Origin of the sequence: Paenibacillus silviterrae, from assembly GCF_030167925.1 — a bacterium.
GTDB lineage: Bacteria > Bacillota > Bacilli > Paenibacillales > NBRC-103111 > Paenibacillus_G > Paenibacillus_G silviterrae.
Map to the genome: position 1 here is coordinate 4,698,668 of NZ_JASKUT010000001.1, position 22,214 is coordinate 4,720,881.

Annotated in this window: 24 protein-coding genes; 21 read left to right on the top strand and 3 right to left on the bottom strand. The window is 54.8% G+C overall.

Translation table 11 applies throughout. The features are described from left to right. Positions 1-15: 15 nt before the first annotated feature. The 8 genes from QMO62_RS21795 (at position 16) to QMO62_RS21830 (ending at position 6,752) form a co-directional block, all read left to right on the top strand. Positions 16-987 carry a hypothetical protein gene (locus tag QMO62_RS21795; protein WP_284644244.1) on the top strand — a complete coding sequence of 324 codons (972 nt, stop codon included), beginning with the start codon at positions 16-18 and terminating at the stop codon, positions 985-987. A gap of 16 nt (positions 988-1,003) precedes the next feature. Continuing rightward, positions 1,004-1,903 carry a hypothetical protein gene (locus QMO62_RS21800; RefSeq protein ID WP_284644246.1) on the top strand — a complete coding sequence of 300 codons (900 nt, stop codon included), beginning with the start codon at positions 1,004-1,006 and terminating at the stop codon, positions 1,901-1,903. Between the two features lie 30 nt (positions 1,904-1,933). Next, positions 1,934-2,152 (top strand): hypothetical protein, encoded by a 219-nt coding sequence (locus QMO62_RS21805; protein WP_284644249.1) that lies wholly within the window; start codon positions 1,934-1,936, stop codon positions 2,150-2,152. Between the two features lie 3 nt (positions 2,153-2,155). Next, complete coding sequence (locus tag QMO62_RS21810) at positions 2,156-2,554, top strand: protein kinase family protein (protein ID WP_284644251.1); 399 nt, start codon at positions 2,156-2,158, stop codon at positions 2,552-2,554. Between the two features lie 18 nt (positions 2,555-2,572). Next, positions 2,573-3,067 carry a hypothetical protein gene (locus QMO62_RS21815; protein WP_284644252.1) on the top strand — a complete coding sequence of 165 codons (495 nt, stop codon included), beginning with the start codon at positions 2,573-2,575 and terminating at the stop codon, positions 3,065-3,067. Then, positions 3,060-4,889: a hypothetical protein gene (locus tag QMO62_RS21820; RefSeq protein ID WP_284644254.1), complete on the top strand. Its 1,830-nt coding sequence runs from the start codon at positions 3,060-3,062 to the stop codon at positions 4,887-4,889. The genes QMO62_RS21815 and QMO62_RS21820 overlap by 8 nt, the downstream gene beginning before the upstream one ends. A gap of 30 nt (positions 4,890-4,919) precedes the next feature. Further along, complete coding sequence (locus QMO62_RS21825; RefSeq protein ID WP_284644256.1) at positions 4,920-5,477, top strand: S-layer homology domain-containing protein; 558 nt, start codon at positions 4,920-4,922, stop codon at positions 5,475-5,477. A gap of 81 nt (positions 5,478-5,558) precedes the next feature. Then, positions 5,559-6,752 carry a M24 family metallopeptidase gene (locus QMO62_RS21830; protein ID WP_284644258.1) on the top strand — a complete coding sequence of 398 codons (1,194 nt, stop codon included), beginning with the start codon at positions 5,559-5,561 and terminating at the stop codon, positions 6,750-6,752. A 208-nt stretch (positions 6,753-6,960) separates the two neighbouring features. Here the strand turns inward: QMO62_RS21830 and QMO62_RS21835 are convergent, their stop codons facing one another. Next, positions 6,961-7,596: a YfiT family bacillithiol transferase gene (locus QMO62_RS21835; RefSeq protein ID WP_284644260.1), complete on the bottom strand. Its 636-nt coding sequence runs from the start codon at positions 7,594-7,596 to the stop codon at positions 6,961-6,963. Positions 7,597-7,733: 137 nt separating this feature from the next. Here QMO62_RS21835 and QMO62_RS21840 point away from each other — a divergent pair, with 137 nt between their 5' ends. Both QMO62_RS21840 and QMO62_RS21845 read left to right on the top strand, forming a co-directional pair. Further along, positions 7,734-8,627 (top strand): LysR family transcriptional regulator, encoded by an 894-nt coding sequence (locus QMO62_RS21840; protein ID WP_284644999.1) that lies wholly within the window; start codon positions 7,734-7,736, stop codon positions 8,625-8,627. A gap of 105 nt (positions 8,628-8,732) precedes the next feature. After that, entirely contained in the window at positions 8,733-9,116 is a 384-nt protein-coding gene (locus QMO62_RS21845; RefSeq protein ID WP_284644262.1) for an ATPase, read from the top strand. Between the two features lie 80 nt (positions 9,117-9,196). Here the strand turns inward: QMO62_RS21845 and QMO62_RS21850 are convergent, their stop codons facing one another. Continuing rightward, positions 9,197-10,255, bottom strand: a complete 1,059-nt coding sequence (locus QMO62_RS21850; protein ID WP_284644264.1) for an EAL domain-containing protein — start codon at positions 10,253-10,255, stop codon at positions 9,197-9,199. 138 nt (positions 10,256-10,393) lie between these two features. On the opposite strand from QMO62_RS21850, the gene gatC reads away from it, so the two are divergent. From gatC to QMO62_RS21870, 4 genes are all read left to right on the top strand, one after another. After that, positions 10,394-10,681 (top strand): Asp-tRNA(Asn)/Glu-tRNA(Gln) amidotransferase subunit GatC, encoded by a 288-nt coding sequence (gene gatC, locus QMO62_RS21855; RefSeq protein WP_284644266.1) that lies wholly within the window; start codon positions 10,394-10,396, stop codon positions 10,679-10,681. A gap of 68 nt (positions 10,682-10,749) precedes the next feature. Continuing rightward, positions 10,750-12,207 carry an Asp-tRNA(Asn)/Glu-tRNA(Gln) amidotransferase subunit GatA gene (gene gatA, locus QMO62_RS21860; RefSeq protein ID WP_284644268.1) on the top strand — a complete coding sequence of 486 codons (1,458 nt, stop codon included), beginning with the start codon at positions 10,750-10,752 and terminating at the stop codon, positions 12,205-12,207. Between the two features lie 20 nt (positions 12,208-12,227). Continuing rightward, complete coding sequence (gene gatB, locus QMO62_RS21865) at positions 12,228-13,673, top strand: Asp-tRNA(Asn)/Glu-tRNA(Gln) amidotransferase subunit GatB (protein ID WP_284644270.1); 1,446 nt, start codon at positions 12,228-12,230, stop codon at positions 13,671-13,673. Positions 13,674-13,677: 4 nt separating this feature from the next. Further along, the gene (locus QMO62_RS21870) at positions 13,678-14,241 is read left to right on the top strand and encodes a GNAT family N-acetyltransferase (protein WP_284644273.1); all 564 of its coding nucleotides are present in this window, start codon (positions 13,678-13,680) and stop codon (positions 14,239-14,241) included. Here QMO62_RS21870 and QMO62_RS21875 read toward each other — a convergent pair. Continuing rightward, complete coding sequence (locus tag QMO62_RS21875) at positions 14,226-15,950, bottom strand: hypothetical protein (RefSeq protein ID WP_284644275.1); 1,725 nt, start codon at positions 15,948-15,950, stop codon at positions 14,226-14,228. The two genes, QMO62_RS21870 and QMO62_RS21875, sit on opposite strands and share 16 nt — an antisense overlap. 173 nt (positions 15,951-16,123) lie before the next feature. On the opposite strand from QMO62_RS21875, the gene QMO62_RS21880 reads away from it, so the two are divergent. The 7 genes from QMO62_RS21880 to QMO62_RS21910 all read left to right on the top strand — a co-directional run bounded on the left by QMO62_RS21880 (position 16,124) and on the right by QMO62_RS21910 (position 22,208). After that, positions 16,124-16,819 (top strand): MgtC/SapB family protein, encoded by a 696-nt coding sequence (locus tag QMO62_RS21880; RefSeq protein WP_284645000.1) that lies wholly within the window; start codon positions 16,124-16,126, stop codon positions 16,817-16,819. 90 nt (positions 16,820-16,909) lie between these two features. Further along, positions 16,910-17,512 carry an RNA polymerase sigma factor gene (locus QMO62_RS21885; RefSeq protein ID WP_284644276.1) on the top strand — a complete coding sequence of 201 codons (603 nt, stop codon included), beginning with the start codon at positions 16,910-16,912 and terminating at the stop codon, positions 17,510-17,512. Then, entirely contained in the window at positions 17,463-17,918 is a 456-nt protein-coding gene (locus tag QMO62_RS21890) for an anti-sigma factor (RefSeq protein WP_284644278.1), read from the top strand. Before QMO62_RS21885 ends, QMO62_RS21890 begins: the two co-directional genes overlap by 50 nt. 33 nt (positions 17,919-17,951) lie before the next feature. Beyond that, a complete protein-coding gene (locus tag QMO62_RS21895) occupies positions 17,952-18,584 on the top strand; it encodes a hypothetical protein (protein WP_284644280.1) in 633 nt (210 codons plus the stop codon). A 39-nt stretch (positions 18,585-18,623) separates the two neighbouring features. Next, positions 18,624-19,859, top strand: a complete 1,236-nt coding sequence (locus QMO62_RS21900) for a DUF4097 family beta strand repeat-containing protein (protein WP_284644282.1) — start codon at positions 18,624-18,626, stop codon at positions 19,857-19,859. A gap of 69 nt (positions 19,860-19,928) precedes the next feature. Then, a complete protein-coding gene (locus QMO62_RS21905) occupies positions 19,929-20,372 on the top strand; it encodes a Fur family transcriptional regulator (protein WP_284644284.1) in 444 nt (147 codons plus the stop codon). Between the two features lie 105 nt (positions 20,373-20,477). After that, positions 20,478-22,208, top strand: coding sequence for a glycosyl hydrolase family 18 protein (locus QMO62_RS21910; protein WP_284644286.1), 1,731 nt, complete (start codon positions 20,478-20,480; stop codon positions 22,206-22,208). Positions 22,209-22,214 lie beyond the last annotated feature (6 nt).

Genomic DNA, 22,214 nt, shown 5'->3' on the forward strand with positions numbered 1-22,214 from the left:
TGGATGTTTTCCATCGTGAAACTGATTTGCCTTGGCCTTGCTGCCTGCTGCTTCGTCTGGGGACTTTATCACCTGATGTCTCCGCTGCTCCAGCGCCTATCCCGCCAGTACTCGGCAGAGCGCCGCCATCAGGCCAGTATGAGGGCGCTACGGGAGCCGATGCGTAAGGATAGCCGTTCGCGAATATACGCCTTGAAGGATCGCTGGACGAGCGAAACGGAGCTCATGCTGAAGACGGTTCAAGGGGAGCGCTATCAGTCCGGAGCCGTCGAGCGTTTTACTCTAAGCTTCATCGCAGCCGGAGCGACTGCAGGCGTAATAGCCTATGTCCTCTCAGAGGATGTTCGCTTTAGTCTTTTTACCGGCGGTCTGGTTATGGCTCTAATCCTCCTTCGCTACCGGCTTAAGCTTCGCAGCATCCGGATTCAGAATGGCTACGACCTGGCCGAAGCCGTTGGAATTTTGTCCGCCAAATACAAAATGTCGCGAGGCAACATGCGCACAGCCCTTCGTCTTGCCGCCGGGGAAGTTTCTTCGCCTACGATCCGCAGAATGTTTTTGCATATGGTTCGGCAGGAGCTCACCTATACCGAGCCTGCGGAGCTGGAGAGGGTAGTAGGAGAGCTTGTGTACGGTATTCCCACGTCCTTTGCCAAACAGCTGGGCTTGACCATTCTAAAGGGCCTGCTCCAGGGGGAAAACGTAGAGCATACCATGCTTACCATCGACAAAAACATTCATAAGCAAATCGATCTGCTGCGGGATGAATCGGATTCCAGCAGCGAGGTGCTGCAGCTCAGCTGGCTGCATGTCGTATTATTTCCCCTCCTTATGGGCCTCATGGTCGTATTCATGGGCTGGAGCAGTACGGTGCATTACCAGCTGGGAACGGAGACCGGGCGCTTTTGGCTGATGACCGCAAGCTTCTGCATTGCTTCCTCCCTTCTCATGGCTGCCTGGTTCCGCAAACCGCCCAATGATTATTGAAAGGGGGAAAACGGCGTTGGCAGCAACGTTTTCGGTTGACATCGGCACATACGGCTTTGCTTTTCTTGCGTGTGTGGTGTGTTTCAACTACATTTTGGCCGCCTGGCTGACGCATGGCTTGTTTCGAGATACGTTTTCCTTGCGCAGTCTTACCCGGCTGCAATATATGCGCTTGAAGCAGCGGGCAGGCGCTTCAGCCCTTGAGCAAATGCTTGCCGGGTCCGGTTATCCCTTCGGCGTAACGGCGTGGAAGCTGCAATGCTTTCGATACGGAATCTGCCTCCTGTGGATCCTCAACAGCGGCTATGATATTGTGCGGCACTCGGGTGCGGTTAGCTTGCCTTTTCTGCTGCTCAAGCTGTGGGGACCCGCCGTATGGCTCCTTGTGACCAATACGAAGGCATCGCTGGTTACCTTCCTGCTTGCGAAGTGGAGGGATGTCTACGACGGAGAGAAAAATCGGGAGCTCTTCATGGTATATAACATGATAACGGATGAGCTTCGAAGCAACCACAGCCATAGGCTGAATTTGTTCTCTCTGCTATCCAAGCTGAAGGATTATACGGTGCGCATTAAGCCGGCGTTGATGAAAGGGCTGCGGCGCTTTGACGAAGGTCCTCATGCCGCGATGGAGCTCATTGCCGAGGAGATCGATACCAAGGAAGCCAAGGAGCTTTGCAAGCTGCTTGCCGATCTGGACACAACCCCGGCGGAGGAAATTGCGGTGCTGGTCGATGCGAGGGAGGAGAGCTACACCCACATGCTTCGCGAGAACCAACGTCGCCGTCGCCGGCTTTTCGGTCATTTTGCTTACGCCATAGCCTTTAGTCCACTGCTCATCTATTTATGGAACGCGCTGAGCATTGCCCAGCGTTATGTTACCGATCTAGCAAAGAATACGAACCATTTCGGGTAAGAACCCTTAAGGAAAGAGCAGGTGCCAACCATGAAACCGGCTTTGGAAAAATTTCTTATTATAGCAGCCACACTGGCGGCGATCGGGCTGTTCATTTTTGTAGCGATGTGGAGCTCGATCAAAGAGAAGAAGACGCAAATGGACGATCTTTTTAATAATACGAATGTGCCTTCGTCCTATTTGCATAAAAGCATTCAGCTGACGGAGCAGCCACCGAGGCTTTCCGCGCGAGCCGAAGTAACCGTGTAATTTATGAAGGCCGCATTAGTTGAGATGCTGACCGTCTACATTTTGATGCTGCTGCTTTTTCAGCCCGTGCTCCATGACATTTACTCCACCCGGGCGAATGCGGTGGAGCTGGTGCTGGACAGCGCGATTCAGAAGGCGGCCTCCTCCGACAACGGTCGCTTCACACCCGAGATTATCGAGGAGATGCGTCTGACGCTCGAGCATACCTTTTTGCTGGATCCCGGGGATATTCGCTTTGTCGGTACGACGACCCTCACTCCCCGTGGGGAATATATTGAAGGTACTCTCGCTGTGCGTAGCACCCCGCGCTGGCTGTTCCGGGAGCTGTTCGGCGCTCCTGACCGGGAGCGGCCCGAGATTGTGCGGTATGCGAAGCAAATGAGCGAAGCCCCGGTGAGATAGAGGAGGGACATTGGCCCGGTGAATCGCGTCTTGCTGTTGTTCTTTGTGGTGCTGATGTTTTTGTACACGACCGGCTTCGAAGCGGATCGGTACGTTACCAAGACGACGCATAATCGTCTCAAGCTTGCTTTGAACCGGGGGGCTCATGATGCTGCTTTGCAGGTTGACCGGGGCGCTCTTGCTGAAGGCTTTATCGTCTTCAACAGGGGAGAGGCCCGCAGCGCTTTTTTGGCCGGACTGCAGCATAACCTTCAGCTTAAAGCGGACGGAACGCCGTATGAGGGCAGTCTTCTCTCATCATCCCCGGACCTCGTTTTCGAGGATTATGTCGATGATTCTACTGCGGGCGGCTCCTTCCCGATCAGCTACGTTCATACGGACAGGCGTATCGTGCAGGTGCTTAAGGGTCCCGCTGTCATTTATCAAGTGAAGGTAAAGCTGCCCCGTACGAACGGGTTGTCCTATGAAGGGGTTGTTTATAAAACGGTGATTTATGAATACCCCTATGAGTAAAAAAGAGGTGATCCTTATCCAAATCAAAAGCAGTCTCACGGCCCTGAGCCTTCTTATTCTTCTCGGAGCTTTTCCAATGCCGGCTATGGCGGCCGTCACCCCTCCCCCTGCGCCAAGCAGCATTCGCATCGATAATCGTTTAAGCGGTACAGCGGATGTTGTCACGGTGACGGGCTTGCTGCCGGACGATGTAGTGAAGCTGTACGCAGACGCAACAACCGCTGCTGTTCTGAGCACCGCAGTCGTTCCGTCCGGAGCGACTAGCGCGGCCCTCTCGGTTGCAGAGCTGGGGGCGGACGGAGGGCACGTGTATGTCACCGTAACACGGACGGGCTACTCGGAAAGCAGAAGGGTCGTCAAATCCGTCCGTTCGGAGCCTGAAACCGCAGCTCCGTCGGCCTCCTCGATTCGAATTGACAATCAGCCCGCCGGTTCGAACGATAACGTAACCGTGCGCGGGTTAGCACCGGGAGATATCGCCAAGGTGTACAGTGTCAAAGAGGGGGGAGCCCCCCTGGGAACGGCCACGGCTATGATCGGCAGCGATACCGTCGTTATCAGCGTCTCCCAGCTGGGCTCAGGAGACGGAGTGGCGTATGTCTCTATCACAGAAACGGGTAAGCGCGAAAGCCGAAGAACGGAAAAGGGCTTCAAAGGAGAACCGTTAACCGAGGCGCCTTCCCTTAGTTCGATCGAAGTAACCAATGCGATTGCCGGAATGGCCGATACGGTCAAGGTTTCCGGACTTCAGCCCGGTGATGTGTTGCGAGCGTATTCGAGCGATACCGTCAGCACTCCGCTGGCCTCGGCCACTGCTGCAGCGGGAGCAACGCATGCTTTGCTTTCAGTGCCGCAGCTCGGCACCGCAAACGGGTATATTTATGTAACGCTAACGAGGCCTCCATACCAGGAAAGCCGCCGAATCGCCAAGGGGTATAAATCCGAGCCTCCGTCGGTGAAGCTGTCGCCGGGACAAATCAGCATACAGAACCGCACCGTCGGCACCGATGATTTGATCGAAGTAGTCGAATTGTCGGAGGGCGACCTTATCAAAATTTATGCAGACGAATCAATGAATACGCTGCTCGGTAGCGGCACCGTAAGTCCCGGCGGCAGCGGTGTGAAAATCCAAGTCAGCCAAGTGGGCAGTGGAGCGGGCAAGGTGTACGCAACGCTGACTTCAAACGGTCGTGTAGAGAGCGCCGCTACAGCCAAAAGCTTTGCCGCAGAGCCTGCATCGGCCCCGCCGGAGCGTTCGCTGATCGAGATCGTCAATCGAGCGGAGCCGGGCCAGGACACCGTTACGATAAGCGGGATCTCGTCCGGGGATCGGGTCAAGGTGTATCGTGACGATACGTCGTTATCTCCGATTGCCCAAGGAGTGGTTCCGGCGGGAGCAGTCTCCATTACTCTGAGCATCCCTCAGCTAGGTACGAGCTACGGCGTCGTCTATGTCACACTTACGCGGGGACAGGAGCAGGAAAGCCCCCGCATGCCGAAGATCTACGCAGCGGAGCCGCAAAGTCTTCCTCCCGCCTTAAGTCGGATTCAGGTGCTGAATCATTCGGGGGCTGCGGACGAGGTAACGGTCAGCGGACTCCTTCCGAGCGACAAGGTACGTCTTTATCGCGATTCAGCGGTGGGAACACTGCTGTTGACCATGGACGGGCAGCCTGCAGAGGCAATTGTGGCTGAAGGGGAAACCTCCGTACGGATCGGGAAGCTGCAGCTGCAAGCGGAAGGGAGTACGGTATACGTAACTGTAACCTCAACCGGTAAACAAGAAAGCCGGAGAGTATCCAAGATATATGAAGCGGAATAAGGAGGAATCGTTATTCGCCGTTCACTAACCATGAGAATGAGTTTATTGGCCGTACTGCTGTTCCTGACGTATACCAAACCGGTCCGAGCAGCTGAAGCCGTAACCCTGTTTTCGGATATCAAGGGACACTGGGCCGTTTCCGTAATTCATTCCGCCGTTGCGGCGGGATATGTAGACGGTTACGAGGACGGTACCTTTCGTCCGGAATCCCGGGTCAGCAGGGCCCATTTTACGGTGATGCTGGTGAAAGCCTTGAAGCTGCCGGTCGCCGAAGAAACGTCTAACCGCAGCTGGTACACCCCTTTCGTTCAAACGTCTGTTGATCTTGGCATCATACAGCCGGACGATTTTGCGGAAGAGGGCTGGAATCGGGGCATTCGACGGGCCGAGATACTGCGTATGACGGCACGCGCAGTGCTCGGGAAGGAAGCGGGCACTACCCTGGAGGAATGGTCCGGCTGGGCTGCTGCGGAAGGACTTTTGAGTGGAGACGAGAAGGGAGAGCTTCATCTGGGAGCCGTATCCAGCCGGGCAGAGGCCGTCGCATTTCTGGAGCGGGTCAGAAGTCTTTACGGCATAGGAGCGTAAGCAAGTATGCCCCTTTGCAAAATCGTCCGACAGCAAGTATTGTAATAACATTACCTACTTGTCTTCGGAGGGTGCCCGTTCATGTTGACTAACAACCAGCTTTCACAAGATGAATTGCTCGGCCGTATTGGCCGTCTGCAGAAGCGATTGCTGCAGGAAGGAGTTTCCGGCTGTATCGTCACGCAGAACGTCGATTTGTTTTATTTCACAGGCACCATGCAAACGGGATATTTGGTCATCCCGTCTGAGGGATTGCCTCGAATGTTTGTACGCCGCAGCTTTATCCGTGCCCGCGAGGAGGCGGCGGTTCCTGTAGAACCGATGGGCTCCTTCCGTGATTTGGGGAAGCGTATTGCGGAGCTGCTGCCCTTGCAGCCGCTGTCCGTAGCGCTGGAGTTCGACGTGATGCCGGTGCAGTTCTATAACCGACTTCAGGGAATTCTTCCTCATGTAGAATGGAAGGACGGCTCCTCCTGGATTCGCGAAACGCGCATGATCAAGTCGGCCTATGAGCTTTCCCGGATCCGCGAGGCTGCGCGGATTACCGATGAGGCCTTCGAGGCGGCTCTTGCCCAGCTGCACCCCGGTATGACGGAGCTTGAGCTCATCGCCCGCATCGAGTACGATATGCGGCGCCAAGGCCATGCCGGAGTGATGCGTATGCGCGGATATAACCAGGAGGTCATTACCGGGATGGTCGGAGCGGGGGAGGCGGCAGCCGTCCCTACGTATTTTGACGGTCCGGCGGGCGGCTTAGGTCTAAGTCCGGCTGCACCTCAGAGCGTCAGCCGCCGCCCGATCCGCGAGCATGAGCCGATTCTGATCGATATCGGCTGCTGTATCGACGGTTATGTCATCGACCAGACCCGAACCGTTGTCATCGGCACGCTGCCTGATGACCTACAGCGTGCGTACGAAACGGCGGAAGCCATCCTCCGCCGCACGGAGGAGCAGCTGCGGCCCGGAGCAGTATGCGAGCAGCTCTATATGAGCTCGCTGCAGCAAGCACATGCTTCTGGGCTCAGCGATCATTACATGGGCTTCGGAGCAGACCAGGTCAAGTTCCTCGGTCATGGCATCGGCTTGGAGGTGGACGAGCTTCCCGTCCTCGCCAAGGGCTTCAGCTACCCTCTTCAGACCGGAATGGTAATTGCCATTGAGCCGAAATTTACCTTTCCCGGCCTCGGTGTCGTTGGGATAGAAAACAGCTACGCCATTACGGACGAAGGCTTTGAGAAGCTGACGGTTTCCCGTGAGGGAGTCATCCGTCTGTAAATTTAAGGTCCGGCGTGAAGAGGGGAGAATGCACTTTTTGGCACTTATCCCTTCTGCTCAGGTACGGATGCTGCCGACAGCAACTTATACCAGGCGGCAGCTGCAACTGAGTGAAGGGGATAAGGCCCAAAGGAATAACGAGCACCCGTAATCTCAAAGATGGCCAACCGGTGCTTGCTTCCTAACCACCATCATAGGCGCCACGTTATTATCCTCCCGCCCCAGCCGCCAACCGGATATGCTCCAGATGATGCTGCCCGTGCCAAGCATACATCGCCGCATTTTCGTACAAGCGGATCTCGCCGCTTTCGGGATGCACGAACGACCGCTGCCATTGTTCCGTACTCAGCGAACGAAGCAATACGGCCCAGCGCGCATGCAGCTGCTCGATCAGCAGCAGCGATCCCGCCACAGGGAGCGTGCTCGTATCGCTCAGGAGCGCCCAGCGGTCCTCGGCATACGGCTTAATGACGGGACGCTCCTCGGTCAGCGCCAGCTTCATTCGGATGAAGCTGTTCATGTGGCTGTCCGCCAAGTGATGCACTACCTGCCTCGCTGTCCAGCCGCCGGGACGGTACCGCCGGCCAAGAGTCTCGTCGTCCATTTGATCCACCAAGCCCCGAAGCAGCGAAGGGAATGCCTCCAACGAACGAACCGCCTCTTCCGTCCTCAACGGGTCCCAGCTCTTAGGCTTCACAAACCGACCTATCGGGTATTGCAACGACTCGTTGGGTAGAGCCCCTCCCCCTGCCTCTTCGTTCTCATAGCTGATCTCCAGCCCGATCTCCACCTCTCGCCTCTGCTCCGCCATTCGCTGCTCTAAGTCAAAATGATTCGGTAACATCCGATATCCCCCCGTATAGAAATATATGGTTGCCGCTGTTGTTAGCTTTACTGTATCATGAGGTTAAGCATCGGAGTTAGCTATACATTTCGATGCAATCGATCGAAAAAAACGATGCAAGGAAATCAGGTGAGACGATGGATTTGACTTATTTGCAAACGTTCCGGGAGGTAGCCAAGTGGGGAAGCTTTACGAAAGCCGCTGAAGAGCTGGGTTATGCCCAATCCAGTGTAACGGCGCAAATTCAGAAGATAGAGAAGGTATACGGTGCCGCTTTATTTGAACGCTTCGGCCGCAAAATGCGGCTCACCCACGCAGGGGAAGAGCTGCTCCGGTATACTCACCAAATGCTTCGATTATATGACGAATCGAAAGAGGTCGTCTCAAGCCAAATGTCAGGTAACATCGTGATCGGAACCATCGAGACGATGGCCGCCTTCTTTCTCCCGCCGCTGCTGCAGCAATTTCGCTTGTCGCATCCTCATGTCAATGTGATTCTGCAGCAGGGGAGAGAGGCTCATATTATCGAGGCGGTTCGAGAGGGGGAATACGACTTCGGCCTGGTCCTGGATCTGCCCTTCTCGGATCCGGAGCTGGATACGCTGGCGATCAGGGAAGAGCCTCTGGTCTTCATCGCTTCACCTGAGCACCCCCTCCATCAAGGCTGTAAGAGCAGAGGAATTCAGGCACTGGATGGGCATTCTCTCATCGTGACGGAGCTTGGATGCACTTACCGGGCCATGCTGGAGCGGGGGCTGAAGGAGCAGCAGGTGGCCTATCAGCTCGCCTACGAGCTGGGAAGTATTGAAGCTATCAAGCAATGCTTGATCTATGGACTCGGTGTAGGACTGCTGCCCAGAATCGCCGTGAACAGCGAGATCGAACAGGGGAAGCTTATTGCGCTTCCGATTCAGCTGCCGGGTCCTCCTTTTTACACTCAGCTGATCACCCATAAGAAGAAATGGATGTCATCCTTGCTGAACGATTTCATAGAGCTTTTGAGGGATAAGCCGAAGGGGCGAACCTTGTAGAGACAAGTAGTCTAGCATTGCTTACCCTGTGAAGAAATGATAAAATTAATAGAATTCATCCTTATACGGTAGCTACCTTTTGGTTTGCATAGAGGGGGAACTTGCATGCTGCGCTTAGGGCAAAAGGTTTACATCATATCCGATACGTTTGAGCAAAATTTGCCGGTCGGCGAATATGGATATATCATCGCGTATGACAGAAATGCGGATAACGTGTTCGACTATGTCGTGCGGGTGCCGAAGGTGAATAAGCATTTTTATATGCCTGCGGAGGATGTAGAGATTGAGGAAGTGCTGGTTCAGCAGGAGGTCGACCGCTTGGAGCGGGAGGCTTTGATCGATTTTGCGCTGGCCACGAGAAATGAAGAGCTGTTCAATCGGATCATGAAGGGTGATCAGGAGGAGCAGGCATCCGATGCGGATTCGAACAAGGAAGTTCAAACGCAAGAGGATTTTATCAAAACCATCAACCTGAAGGCTTGGATCTGATCGCGGATTCAGGTCTTTTTTCTTTATACGCCGCCCAAACGAAAGAAAAGCCCGAACCTGATAGGGTACGGACGCTTCTCTTAGATCGCTATTTGTTCCGGGTCCATCCGCTTCGGTGCAGGCTTGCCTAACAAATAACCCTGAGCCAGATCGATGCCAAGATCCTTGCAGAACTGCCACTCTTCTTTACGCTCCATGCCCTCGGCCAAGACCACGGCACCGAAAGAATCGGCTGTACGCAAAATTTCCGCAATTTTCCGCTGCTTCGCCTCATCCTCGTCACAGCGGTCCACCAGGCCGCGGTCGATTTTTACGAAATCCGGCTTGAGCTCGGACAGCACATCGACGGTGGAGAAGCCGGAGCCGACGTCGTCCAGCGCCACCTTAACCCCATGCTGACGATACACGGCAAAAATGTTTTTCAAATGGTCGATATCTTCTATTTTCTCCGTTTCCACAACTTCAAAGACGAAATCGCCCGGATCCAAAGAGAAGCGGTTGATCGCTTGAAAGGTGTGGCTCAAGCAATAATTCGGATTATAGATGGAGGATGGCAAAAAGTTAACGAATCGCTTATAACCCTTCGGCAAATGTAAGGCGCTGACCTGTATGGCGGAGATGCGCGCAGACCGGTCGAGAAAGGAATGAAGTCCCGTTTGCTGAGCTACGGCGAATAGCTCGAAGGGGCGAAACGAGGGTCCGCCCTCGGCCGCCCGGAGAAGAAACTCATACGCGACCACCTGCTGTGTGGCCATATCGACGATCGGCTGCATATGGCTGGTGAATTGGCCTTCGAGGATTAAGCTCACGATGTTGCTTTGCTGCATCCGGGCGTTAAACTGCCGGAAGGTGAGTGCGTGGCCGTGAATCCATTCCGGTCTGCCTGGCTCCTGGATATCGAGGAGCAGCGACTCCTGTTCCTCCGCGCTGAGCCTTGACTGTAATACGTTAAGCACCTGCAGAAGCTGGTCCTTGGTGCGATAGCCCAAAGAAAAACGGCTGTCCTTATGTTCGAGTTCCAGTTGTTCCTGCACGCGAAGCGTATGCAGCTTCTCGAGCGCAGCAGGTTGACTTGCTTGAAACAACAGCCATCCCTCATCCTGAATCGGGGCCATGCTGCTGCAATTCGGACAGCTCATGTGGCAAACCTCCTTTTTAGGCTCCAGGATCTAGGCCAATTATACCAGATGACAACTTTTCATCCCAGCGATTGAGTTCAATTTGCAACTAAGCTATAATGAAAAGAATGATTTTTTGAAGACAGTGGGGTGCAGAGCATGAGTATTACGATCAAGGATGTTGAGCATGTTGCCGCATTGGCCCGTTTGGAGCTGAGCGAGCAGGAGAAGGAGCAGTTCACGGAACAGCTCAATGCTATTCTCAAGTACGCGGAGCAGCTGGAAAAGCTGGATACGGAGGGTGTTGAGCCGACCAGTCACGCGATGCCGCTTGTCAATGTCATGCGGGAGGACGAATCCCGTCCGTCTTATCCGATTGAGAAGGTTTTGAAGAATGCCCCGGATGAAGAGGACGGGCAGTTCAAGGTACCGGCCGTATTGGAGTAGGAGATTCGCTAGAGTGAAAGAGAAGGGTGCTGCGGCACCGTTTGTATACTGAAGGGAGGACGCGGCTCGTGTCTCTGTTTGATTTACGACTGCAGGAAGTACATAACAAGCTTCATAGCAAGGAAATTACCGTTACCGATCTGGTAGACGAGGCTTATAAGAGAATTGCCGCGGTTGACGGCAAGGTGAAGGCATTCTTGGCGCTGGATGAAGAAAATGCGAGAAATGCGGCGGCTGCGCTGGACAAGCAGCTCGGAACGGACCAATCGCGCGGTCTGCTGTTCGGCCTGCCGATCGGCATTAAGGACAACATCGTAACGGAAGGCGTTACGACGACCTGTGCGAGCCAATTTCTGCGCAACCACAATCCGATTTACGATGCGACGGTGGTCAAGAAGCTGAAGGACGCCCAAGCAGTGTCTGTAGGCAAGCTGAATATGGATGAGTTCGCGATGGGCGGCTCCAATGAGAACTCAAGCTTCCATCCGACCTACAATCCATGGAATCTTGAGCATGTGCCGGGCGGCTCTAGCGGCGGTTCGGCAGCGGCGGTTGCGGCAGGGGAGGTTTTCTTCACTCTGGGCTCCGACACGGGCGGTTCGATTCGCCAGCCTGCGGCCTATTGCGGCGTGGTGGGCTTGAAGCCGACCTACGGCCTGGTGTCCCGGTTCGGCTTGGTTGCCTTTGCGTCCTCCTTGGACCAAATCGGTCCGATCACGAAGAACGTAGAGGACTCGGCGTATTTGCTTCAGGCGATTGCCGGACATGACCCTCAGGATTCTACGTCGCTTAACGTGGATATTCCCGACTACCTGAGCGCATTGACAGGCAATGTCCAAGGATTGCGCATAGCGCTGCCGAAGGAATACCTTGGCGAAGGCATCGATCCGAAGGTGAAGGATGCCGTGCTGACAGCATTGAAGGTGCTGGAGGGACAAGGCGCGATCGTGGAGGAAGTATCGCTTCCGCATTCCGAATATGCCGTGGCTACTTACTATTTGCTCGCTTCCTCGGAAGCATCGTCCAACCTGGCGCGCTTTGATGGCGTACGCTACGGCGTGCGTGCGGAAAATCCGAAAAACCTGCTCGATTTGTACCTGAAGTCCCGCAGCGAAGGCTTCGGATCGGAAGTGAAACGCCGTATCATGCTGGGAACCTATGCGCTTTCCTCCGGGTACTACGACGCTTATTATTTGAAGGCGCAGAAGGTGCGGACGCTCATTAAGCAGGATTTTGACAAAGTGTTTGAAAACTATGACGTCGTCATCGGTCCGACAACTCCGACGCCGGCCTTCCGGATCGGTGCCCAGGTGAACGATCCACTGACGATGTATTTGAACGATATCGTAACGATTCCCGTGAATTTGGCGGGCGTACCGGCCATCAGCGTGCCTTGCGGCTTTGCAGACGGCTTGCCGGTCGGGCTGCAGATCATCGGCAAGCCGCTTGATGAAATGACCGTGCTTCGCGTAGCGCATGCTTTCGAACAAAGCACGGAACATCATAAGCAGCGGCCGCAGCTTTAGAAGGAAGGAGGAGCAAAGACATGCAAGCAACCGATAAAAAATACGAAACGGTCATCGGATTGGAAGTGCACGTGGAGCTGCACACGAACTCGAAAATTTTCTGCGGATGTAAGGCTTCCTTCGGCGCATCGCCGAACACCCATACGTGCCCGGTTTGTTTGGGCCATCCCGGCGTGCTGCCGGTATTGAACAAGCAAGCGGTGGAATACGCCATGAAGGCGGCTATGGCCTTGAATTGTCAGGTCGCTACGGAAACCAAGTTCGACCGGAAAAACTACTTTTATCCGGATTCCCCGAAGGCCTATCAGATCTCTCAATACGATAAGCCGGTCGGAGAGCACGGCTGGATTGATATTGAAGTGAACGGCGAAACGAAGCGCATCGGAATTACCCGTGTGCATCTTGAGGAGGATGCGGGTAAGCTGACTCACGTGGATGGCGGCTACGCTTCCTTGGTCGACTTGAACCGCTGCGGCACTCCGCTTATTGAGATCGTATCCGAGCCGGATCTTCGTTCCCCGGAGGAGGCACGCGCTTATCTGGAGAAGCTGCGAGCCATTATGCTGTATTGCGATGTTTCCGATGTGAAGATGGAGGAGGGCTCGCTTCGCTGCGACGCCAACATCAGCCTGCGCCCTTACGGCCAGCAGGAGTTCGGCACGAAGGCGGAGCTGAAGAACATGAACTCGTTCCGCGGCGTTCAACGCGGCTTGGAATATGAGGAATGGCGTCAAGCCGATGTGCTGGACAGCGGCGGCAAGGTCGTGCAGGAGACACGCCGCTGGGATGAGGCTCAAGGCAAGACGCTGTCGATGCGGAGCAAGGAGCAGGCTCATGACTACCGCTACTTCCCGGACCCGGATCTTGTGAAGCTGCACATTGACGAGGATTGGAAGGCGCGTGTGCGTGCTTCGATTCCTGAGCTTCCGGATGCGCGAAAGAGCCGGTATGTCAGTGAATACGGTCTGCCTAGCTATGATGCGGAGGTTATTACGTCCTCCATGAAGGTAGCCGATTTCTTCGAGGAAAGCTTGAATTATACGAAGGACGCGAAGGCTGTCGCGAACTGGATCATGGGCGATCTGCTCGGGTACCTGAATGCGAACAATCTTGAGCTTTCCGACGTGAAGATCACTGGCCAAGGGCTTGGGGAAATGATCGGTCTCATGGAGAAAGGCACCATCAGCAGCAAAATCGCAAAGACCGTGTTCAAGTCGATGCTGGAGACAGGCAAGGCTCCGCAGCAGATCGTCGAGGAGCAAGGACTTGTGCAGATCAGTGATGAAGGTGCCATCAAGGCAGTGGTAGAGCAGGTGGTAGCGAACAATCCTCAGTCCGTAGCAGACTTTAAGGCAGGGAAGGACAAGGCGATCGGCTTCCTGGTCGGACAAGTCATGAAGGAAACGAAGGGGAAAGCGAACCCCGGATTAGTAAACAAATTAATTGTTGAGGTTCTTAACAGTTAATGGAATGAAGAAAGTGGTATATCTCAATCAGCTGCAGAAGGCCGATTGCACGATATACCACTTTTTTGCAAAACGGGAGGTGGTTTCGGTGATTGAAGAGCTTGACCTGAACGATATGAAGCTAGTACTGGAAGTGCTCCTGCTGCAGCAAACCGCTTATCGGATAGAGGCGGAGCTCATCGGCTTGGAGGAGGTCCCTCCGCTCTTGGATTCACCGCAAACGTTGAAGGATTCCGGGGAGACCTTCTTTGTATACCGGTCCGGTGAGAGAATCGCCGGCGCGGCCTCCTGCATGCAAACCGCCAAGGAGCTTCTGATCTGCCGGATGATGGTGCATCCCGAATGCTTTCGTCAAGGCATTGCCGACGCACTGTTAACGCATATGGAACGTCTGGCCGTTCCCGGCATGAAGCTTAAAGTCACTACAGGCACGAGAAATCTACCGGCGATGCAGCTTTATGCGAAGCACGGCTTCGAGCCGGAGCAGCAGCTTCTGCTGGCTCCCGGCGTAACGTTAACCGTGTTGGCGAAGTACAGCGGCTCCTCGCCTTCTTATGACACTCGATAATCGTCCCAAGTAATGGGAACCCCATTGATGCTTCGGAGCAGTTCTGCACCGCCGCCTGGTTCAGCGGGCTCTCCCGCTTGGGGACGTCCATTCATCGCAAGCTCCAGCCTATCGCCGCGTTTGGATTCGTAGAGGACCTTCGCGCCATGCCCGCTGATCTCCCACGTCGGCGTCTTACGCCCAGCTACTTCCCGAAAGCTTGCTGCATCCACTACGCCGAGAGCCGCTGCATTCTCAGCGCTCCATACCTCTACGACAACCGCGTTACGGCCCTCCAACAGGGAGGAGGTCAACCGGATGCGGTCCTCCAGTTCTTCCGCCAGAAGAGTACCGAGCAAATGAACGGCTACATACACTTCGGAGCCTAGCTTTCCATAAGCGCTGCTTCCGTCGAAGATCCATTCGCCCTTAGGTAGTACGCCGACGAGCTCATTTGCCGCATCGGCAGCCTCCTCCGGCAGCACCCAAAGCTGCATCGCCGTGTCCTTATGCAGCAGCACCTCCCCGTACGGACTGGCATGCCGGTCGTCCCCCGCCTTATACTTCTTCCCCGGGTGGAAGAAGTATAGACGGTTGACGCCCTGCGCGGCTGCGCCCGACGTCAAGGGCAGCGACACCTCCCAGCGCAGCTGCTCGTTGTCGAATTCCTCGCGGCGCTCCCACACGCCGCCTGCGGCAAACCCCGGCGCCACATACGCGTACGTGTGCGCTACAGCATCAGCTTCGCCGCCATAGCCGGCGAAGCCGATACGGCGCTTCACCTCGCGGGGCTCGGCTGGCGCAGCCGCGCGCTCACGCACCGCCTCCGGCACTTCGTAGCCGTACAGCGCCGCGCCCTCGACGCGCGGGAAGACGTTCGGCTCCCCGAAGTCGCCGAACTGGATCCAATCGTGCAGCGTATTCGTGTCCTTCGGCACGTCGTGCGGCCAGTTGCGGGACAGCGCCCCGACCCAGGAGCCCTTCAGGTAGTAGTCGGCGCGGATCCCCCACAACAGGCCGAGCAGCTCCTCCGCCAAATTCCTGGCCGCTGCCTGCTCCACAACCTCCCAGACGCACGTGAACGCCTGGATCCAGTGCCAGTGCCACGGCAGCGCTCCGTACTCCTTAAACCCGTGCTTCCGCACGTGTTCAAGGAGCCCTTTCGCGCAGCGCAGACCTTCCTCCATCAGGGCCTCGTCGGCAAACTGATGGCCGAGCAGCAGCTTCAGCGCCGTGTGCTTCGCTTCATGATGGTTCACCGCCGCCAGCGGGTGGCGGTACACGCTGCTTTGATACATATGTAAGATCGCCATACTCATCTCGCTCTTTAAGCTTACGGGCAGCGCCGCACCGTACTTCTCGTAGAAGAAGATCAGCAGACAGCCCATCAGCTCTACAGGCAGGAGATGTGGCTTCGCCGCGGCGGGATCCGTTCCAAGGCCCAGCGGCCAATGGCCGTACAGGCTGCTGGTCGTATCCTGATCCTGAAGCGCGATCACCCTCTCCAGCATCGCCACGGCCAGCGCCTCGCCCCGCTGGCGCCGTTCTTCCTCCCACGCGGGGGCTCCCGCCGCACAGTAGCCAAACAAATGAATGGCAAAATAAAAGTTATCCCGCAGATCCGCATGGAACCAAAAGCCGCTGGCCTGTAAAGGCAGCTCCAGGGCATGCTCGGCCACACGCTGCAGCACCGTCTGTCTTCTCGCAAGCACTTCCTTATTCAATACCAACACATCCCCATCAACATAATTGAAACGTTTCATTATAAATCCAGTCTACCTTGACCGGCCGGAATGTCAATCCCTTTCCGGCATCGGATGCGGAGATCTTACTGAAAATAACCATAGAATCTTAAGGGAATCATGTTACAATGTTTACACCTACTCACTACAAGGAGGCGAGGATCATGGATCCATGGACAATCGATACACTTCACATCACAATGCGCCTTATTATGGCGGTAGCGTTAGGCGGCCTGATCGGCTTCGAACGGGAGACGAGCAGCCATGCGGCCGGCTTCCGCACACATATTCTTGTATGTCTCGGCTCTACTTTAATCATGCTCTTATCGATGTACGGTTTTTCCGCCTTCGCCCACCTGGAGAACGTTCGCCTGGACCCTGCGAGACTAGCGGCTCAAGTCATCAGCGGGATCGGCTTTCTTGGAGCGGGAACCATCATGTTCACCGGCAAAAGCATCACCGGCTTGACGACAGCCGCCTCGTTATGGGTAGTTGCCGCTATGGGGCTCGCCATCGGCGCCGGCTTCTATTATGCGGCAGCGGTTACTTGTCTGCTCGCTTTCATGTGCCTTTGGGGACTCAACCACGTCGAGAAAAAATATTTCCGCGCCAAGCAAGCCAGGCAGCTGACGCTTGAGACGTTGGACCGGCCCGGCATCCTGACCGCGGTATCCTCCTTGCTGACCATGCAAGGCCATGATATTCGCAGAGTGTCTGTAGAAGAAATGCCGGTAACGGACGGTCCCAGCCGGATGACGATTCATCTGACCGTTCGGCTGGCTAAGAACAATAGGCTGACGCCGGCCATTGATGCGCTGAAGCAGCAAGAGGGTGTTTTCTCTGTATCCTGCGAATAAATTATTTTGCAGAATTTGAAGGGGTTATCGCCAAAGCTGCGTCTAATGGATTGTAACAGCGAATCAAGAAGGAAGGGCGGTGTAAGCAGGATGGAACAAATGACGGATGAGCAGCTCATCAACCGGATCCGTCAAGGCGAGGATGAAGCCTATCGCATCATTGTAGAGCGGCACAAAAACTATATCTACACCCTCATCTTCCGCATGGTTCCCCATCCGCAAACCGCCGAGGATTTAACGCAGGATGTATTTCTTAAGCTGTATCGCTCCTTGGAGCTGTACCGGGGTGAAGCCAAATTCACTACGTGGCTGTACCGGCTGACGACCAATCTGGTAACGGATCATCTCCGCGCGCAGCGGCGCAAGCCCTATGAAGCGATACTCGATAAGGTGAAGAACTGGTTCGGAGATCGCAAGGAGGAGCCGGAGGCCGCTACGCTTCGGAGGGAAGAGCAGCGGACCATGCAGCAGTTGCTCTCCGAGCTGCCTGAGAAATATAAGCTGATCATGTATCTGTATCATTATAAGCAGCTTTCGTATCAGGAAATATCGGAGGTGACCGACCTGCCGATCAAAACCATCGAAACCAGGCTGTATCGCGGCAAAACCTTGCTCAAAGACAAATGGCTGGAGGTGAGCGGGCATGAGCATCATGCACCCGGACGATCAAGAGCTGCAACGATATCTAAATAGAAGCTGCACCGAGCTCGAGGCCAAGCGGACCTCGCGCCATTTGAAGCAATGTCCGCGCTGCCGCAAGCGCCTCACCGACTATGCCGACCTCGAAGCGGAGCTGAGTGAGCTTCCTCTGATTACGGCACCGGATCGTCTGACCGAGAGAATCATGCATCAAATTCATGCCAAGGCCTGGGAACGGGAGGACTCCACTATGGAATTACCGCCCAGACCGACGGGACGGTGGCGGCCTGAATTAATGAACGGACTGATCGCTACGGCGGCAACCTTCTTCCTTATCCTTACGGGCATTCCCGGCAAGCTGATGCAGCTGAGTCCGAGCCAGCTGGAAAGCAGTGTAGAGGCTACCGTTGCCCAGCTGACGCAATTCGTCGAAATATTCTCCCGCGGAATGCTCACATAATCATCATCGTACAAGAAATGGAGGTTGCCAGCTATGAATGACCAACCGCAGCAAGACCCGAAGCGAACGGAGGATCAGGAGGACCTGTTTCTTAAAGAGCGGATGGAGCGCTGGGGGGGCGGCCCGAGGCAAGAATCGTTCGACCCGTTCTACCGCAGCTCGGTCAAGAACAAATGGATTGCAGGATTGCTGTCCTTCCTCGTCCCCGGCACGGGTCAATTATATTTGGGACTTATGCACCGCGGCATGACCATTATGGTGCTGCTCATTCTGAACATCTTCGCCATTGTGGCCTTTGCTACGAACGGAGCGACCAACATACCGCTTATCGTCCTGTTTTCCCTGTTTATACCGGTCATTTATTTCTTTAACATCTTCGATGCCCTGCAGCAGACAGACAAGGTCAACGGGCTTGGCTACGGTACCGGGTCTACGGACTCTCTTCTGACGGAAGATGATCACTGGTCCCATAAGCGTCATCGCCGCATTCATGGCAAGGCAAGCTTCGGCTACATGCTGATTCTTGTAGGTATCGTTCTGTTTTTAACCAGCAGCAAGCCCGACTGGATGTTCCGCATCTTTGATTTGCTGGGCTCCTCTATCGGCGCCATCGTTCTTATTTTGATCGGGGTGTATATGTTTTTCCGCGAGTCTACTAAGAAATAGCCGATAACATTAGTTTTTTTAAAAAGGAAGTGTCAAAACATGCACAGAGCAGGCCGGTATACCGCGGCCCTCCTGTTGATCGCAGTCGGGGGAGCCGTTATCGCGGATAAGCTGTCGGGAACGAAGCTGACCGCGCTGCTGATCGAATGGTGGCCGCTGTTGTTTATCTCCTTGGGCCTAGAGTATCTCTTCTATAATATGAAATACAAGGAAAGCGAGAAGGCGCTGAAGCTGGATCTCGGCGGCGTTATTTTTGCCGTGGTCATCTCGGCCGCGGTGCTCGTTGCGACCCAATCGGAATCCGTTTTTAAAAACTTCACGCTGGATAACCCGTTCGGTGCCTTCGGTGAAGGCCAAAGGTTCGAGAAGGGGATGACTGCCATCCCGCTTGCAGCAGGTGTGGACCAGGTACGGATAGACAATACCAACGGTACCGTCACCATGCAGTCAGGCAATGTAGATCAGGTGCAGGTCGAGCTGATCGTCTACGTGAACTTGAATGATGAGGTCGAAGCGGCCCGTGTTGCGGAGGAATCCCGCATCGAGCATACCAGCTCGGGAAATAAGCTTACCTTGACGGCGGCCGGCAAGGAATACAGCGGGAGCTTCGTAGGCAGACAGAAGCCGCGTATGGATATGGTCGTCACGCTGCCTGAGAAGCAGAAGGTGGATGTCGATCTCCAGCTGACCAACGGCAAAATCATCGCCGGGCGTTTGCCTATCAAGCAGCAATTTACAGCCCAGTCTACCAATGGAGAGCTGCTCGTAACCGATCTGGAAGGCAATCTCTCGCTGAAGACGACGAACGGCTCTATTATGACGAAAAACACTGCCGGAGCTTCTTCCGTTCTTCAATCGACGAACGGAAAGGTGGAGGTACAAGGTCATAAAGGCGATGCCAAGGTGAAAACGACTAACGGTAGGGTCGTCGTGAAGGACGTAACCGGCTCGATTGAAGCGTCTACGAATAATGGAAGCGTTGAGGTGGACGGTGCGCCGAAGGCTTTAAAGGCCAAGTCAACAAACGGATCGGTTGAAATCTCAAGCCGTACGGTTGGGGGAGATTGGGACGTAGAGACATCCCACGGCAAGGTTGAATTGGAGCTTCCATCTAAGGGTGATTATCAACTTAAGGGAGAAGGCGGAGGAGGAAATGTCAAGAGCGAGCTGCCGCTTTCCGTTCATGAAAAAACCGTGAGCGGCTCTATCGGAAGCGGCCAATACAAGATCCGGGTAGAGACGAACGGCTCCATTGCCATCAAGTCCGTTGATTGACAAAGCCGCCGGCCTCTGCGTACAATAAAGTGAAGCTCAACGTGACGCAGACAAGGCGGTGAACTCTGGATGAATCGATTGGATGAAGCGCTCGACAAGCTCAAGTCGAACGGTGTACGAATGACGCCGCAGCGGCATGCCATTTTGGCCTTTTTGCTGGACACGATGACCCACCCGACGGCTGATGAAATTTATAAGGCGCTTTCGCCGCGGTTCCCCAGCATGAGTGTAGCCACCGTGTATAATAACCTTAAGGTATTCCTTGAGGCAGGGTTGGTTCGGGAGATGACCTACGGAGATCATTCCAGCCGGTTCGATGCCGATCTTTCCGATCATTATCATGCATTGTGCGAGCAATGCGGCAAGCTGGTCGATTTCGCTTATGACCCGCTGGATGATATGGAGAAGGCGGCAAGCAAGCAGACGGGCTTCAAGATTAAGAGTCATCGGGTCGAAGTTTACGGCGTTTGCTCCGACTGTGCGAGCGTGCCGGTCGGTTCCAGCATCCGTTAATATGCCAGCCCCCCGGATTTATTGTATAATGGACGTGTTGCATTTGCCTGACGAGGGGATGCAGCCCGTCCTTTTTATTTTTAACTAAGCTACAGGAGTGACTACATGGAGATCATCAACACGCCAAGAAAGCGCAAGCCACGAGCCGGAGCCGTCTTGATGCTTCTCCTGGCCGTCGTATGCGGTTTGGCGCTTGGCACTTATTTATGGCACGAATACGTTCCTAATTGGAGACATGAAGCCCCTGATTTCAACGGGAATCCGAAGCCGGTATTCTATGAAGGAGAAATGCTGGACCTTCCGGCGATCGGCGAGAAGGACAGCCTCAAGCTTCCCTTTGAGATGGTAAAGGAGCAGCTCGACCCGACGATGGCGCGTGAGGACAAAACGAACTCGGTTATCATTACAACCACGGATAAGGTCATCAGGCTGCAGACAAGCCAACTAACCGCGCTGATCAATGAGAAACCATTTCAGTTAAAGTTCCCGCTGGAGAAAACCGGTGACCGTTTTTATTTGCCCATGGAGCCGCTAAAAATGCTATACCGCATTGAGCTTAGGGAGTCGCAGGAGACAGGGGCTGTCATTCTGGTCAAGGAAGGCGATACCATTCGCTGGGCTAAGATCAAGACGGTGCCTGATAAGCCGGAGAAGAAGCTGGCCATGCGTAAGGATTCGACGATCAAGGCGCCGATCCTGGCAGATCTGGTTCAAGGCGAAGAGGTCATGGTCTGGGGTGAGGAGGGGGAATGGGCGAAGATTCTCCTGAAGAACGGATATACTGGTTATATGAAGCAATCGGATCTGACGGAGCTTAGAGAAGAGGTCATTCCGAAGCAAGAGCCGGCGGCAAGCCCGATTCAGTGGAAGCCCCCGGGCGGCAAAATCAACTTAACCTGGGAGCAGGTCGTCGAGAAAAACCCGGACACCGCTAAGATTTCCACAATGCCCGGTCTGAACGTCGTCAGCCCGACCTGGTTTCACTTGGCGGACGGTCAAGGCAATTTGAAGAACCTGGCCAGCGCCGCTTATGTCAAATGGGCGCATGAACGCGGCTACCAGGTGTGGGGGCTGTTCAGCAACGGTTTCGAGCCGAAACAAACGACGGAGGCTCTGTCCACCTACGATAAGCGGATGAACATGATCAAACAGCTGCTCAGCTTTGCTCAGATGTATAAGCTCGACGGCATTAACATTGACTTCGAGAATGTGTATACCGCAGACAAGCAGAACCTGACGCAATTCGTGCGGGAAATGACGCCGCTTCTGCATGAGCAGGGCTTAGTCGTTTCGATCGATGTTACGCCGAAATCCGGCACGGAAATGTGGTCGCTGTTCTATGACCGCCCGGCTCTCGCTCAAACGGTAGACTACATGATGGTGATGGCCTACGACGAGCATTGGGCGAGCAGCCCGAAGGCAGGCTCGGTCGCGTCTCTCCCTTGGGTGGAGAAAACGGTGCAGGTGCTGCTGCAGGAGGAGAAGGTTCCTGCTTCCAAACTGGTGCTCGGCATCCCGTTCTACACCCGTTTATGGACCGAAGAGATGAAGGATGGCAAGACGAAAGTCTCCTCCCGGGCGATTTTTATGGATACGTCCAAACGAATTATGAAGGAAAAAGGCCTAACCCCGGAATTTTCGAAGGAAACCGGTCAAAACTACGTGGAATACACCGAAGACGGAAAGCTGCAGCGGATTTGGCTGGAGGATGAAGCGTCTGTGAAGTCCCGTCTGGAGCTAGTGAACAAATATGACCTTGCCGGCATCGCCTCTTGGCGGCGCGGCTATGAAAGTCCTGAACTTTGGGAATTTATCCGCACTCATCTTATACCTTAAATAAAA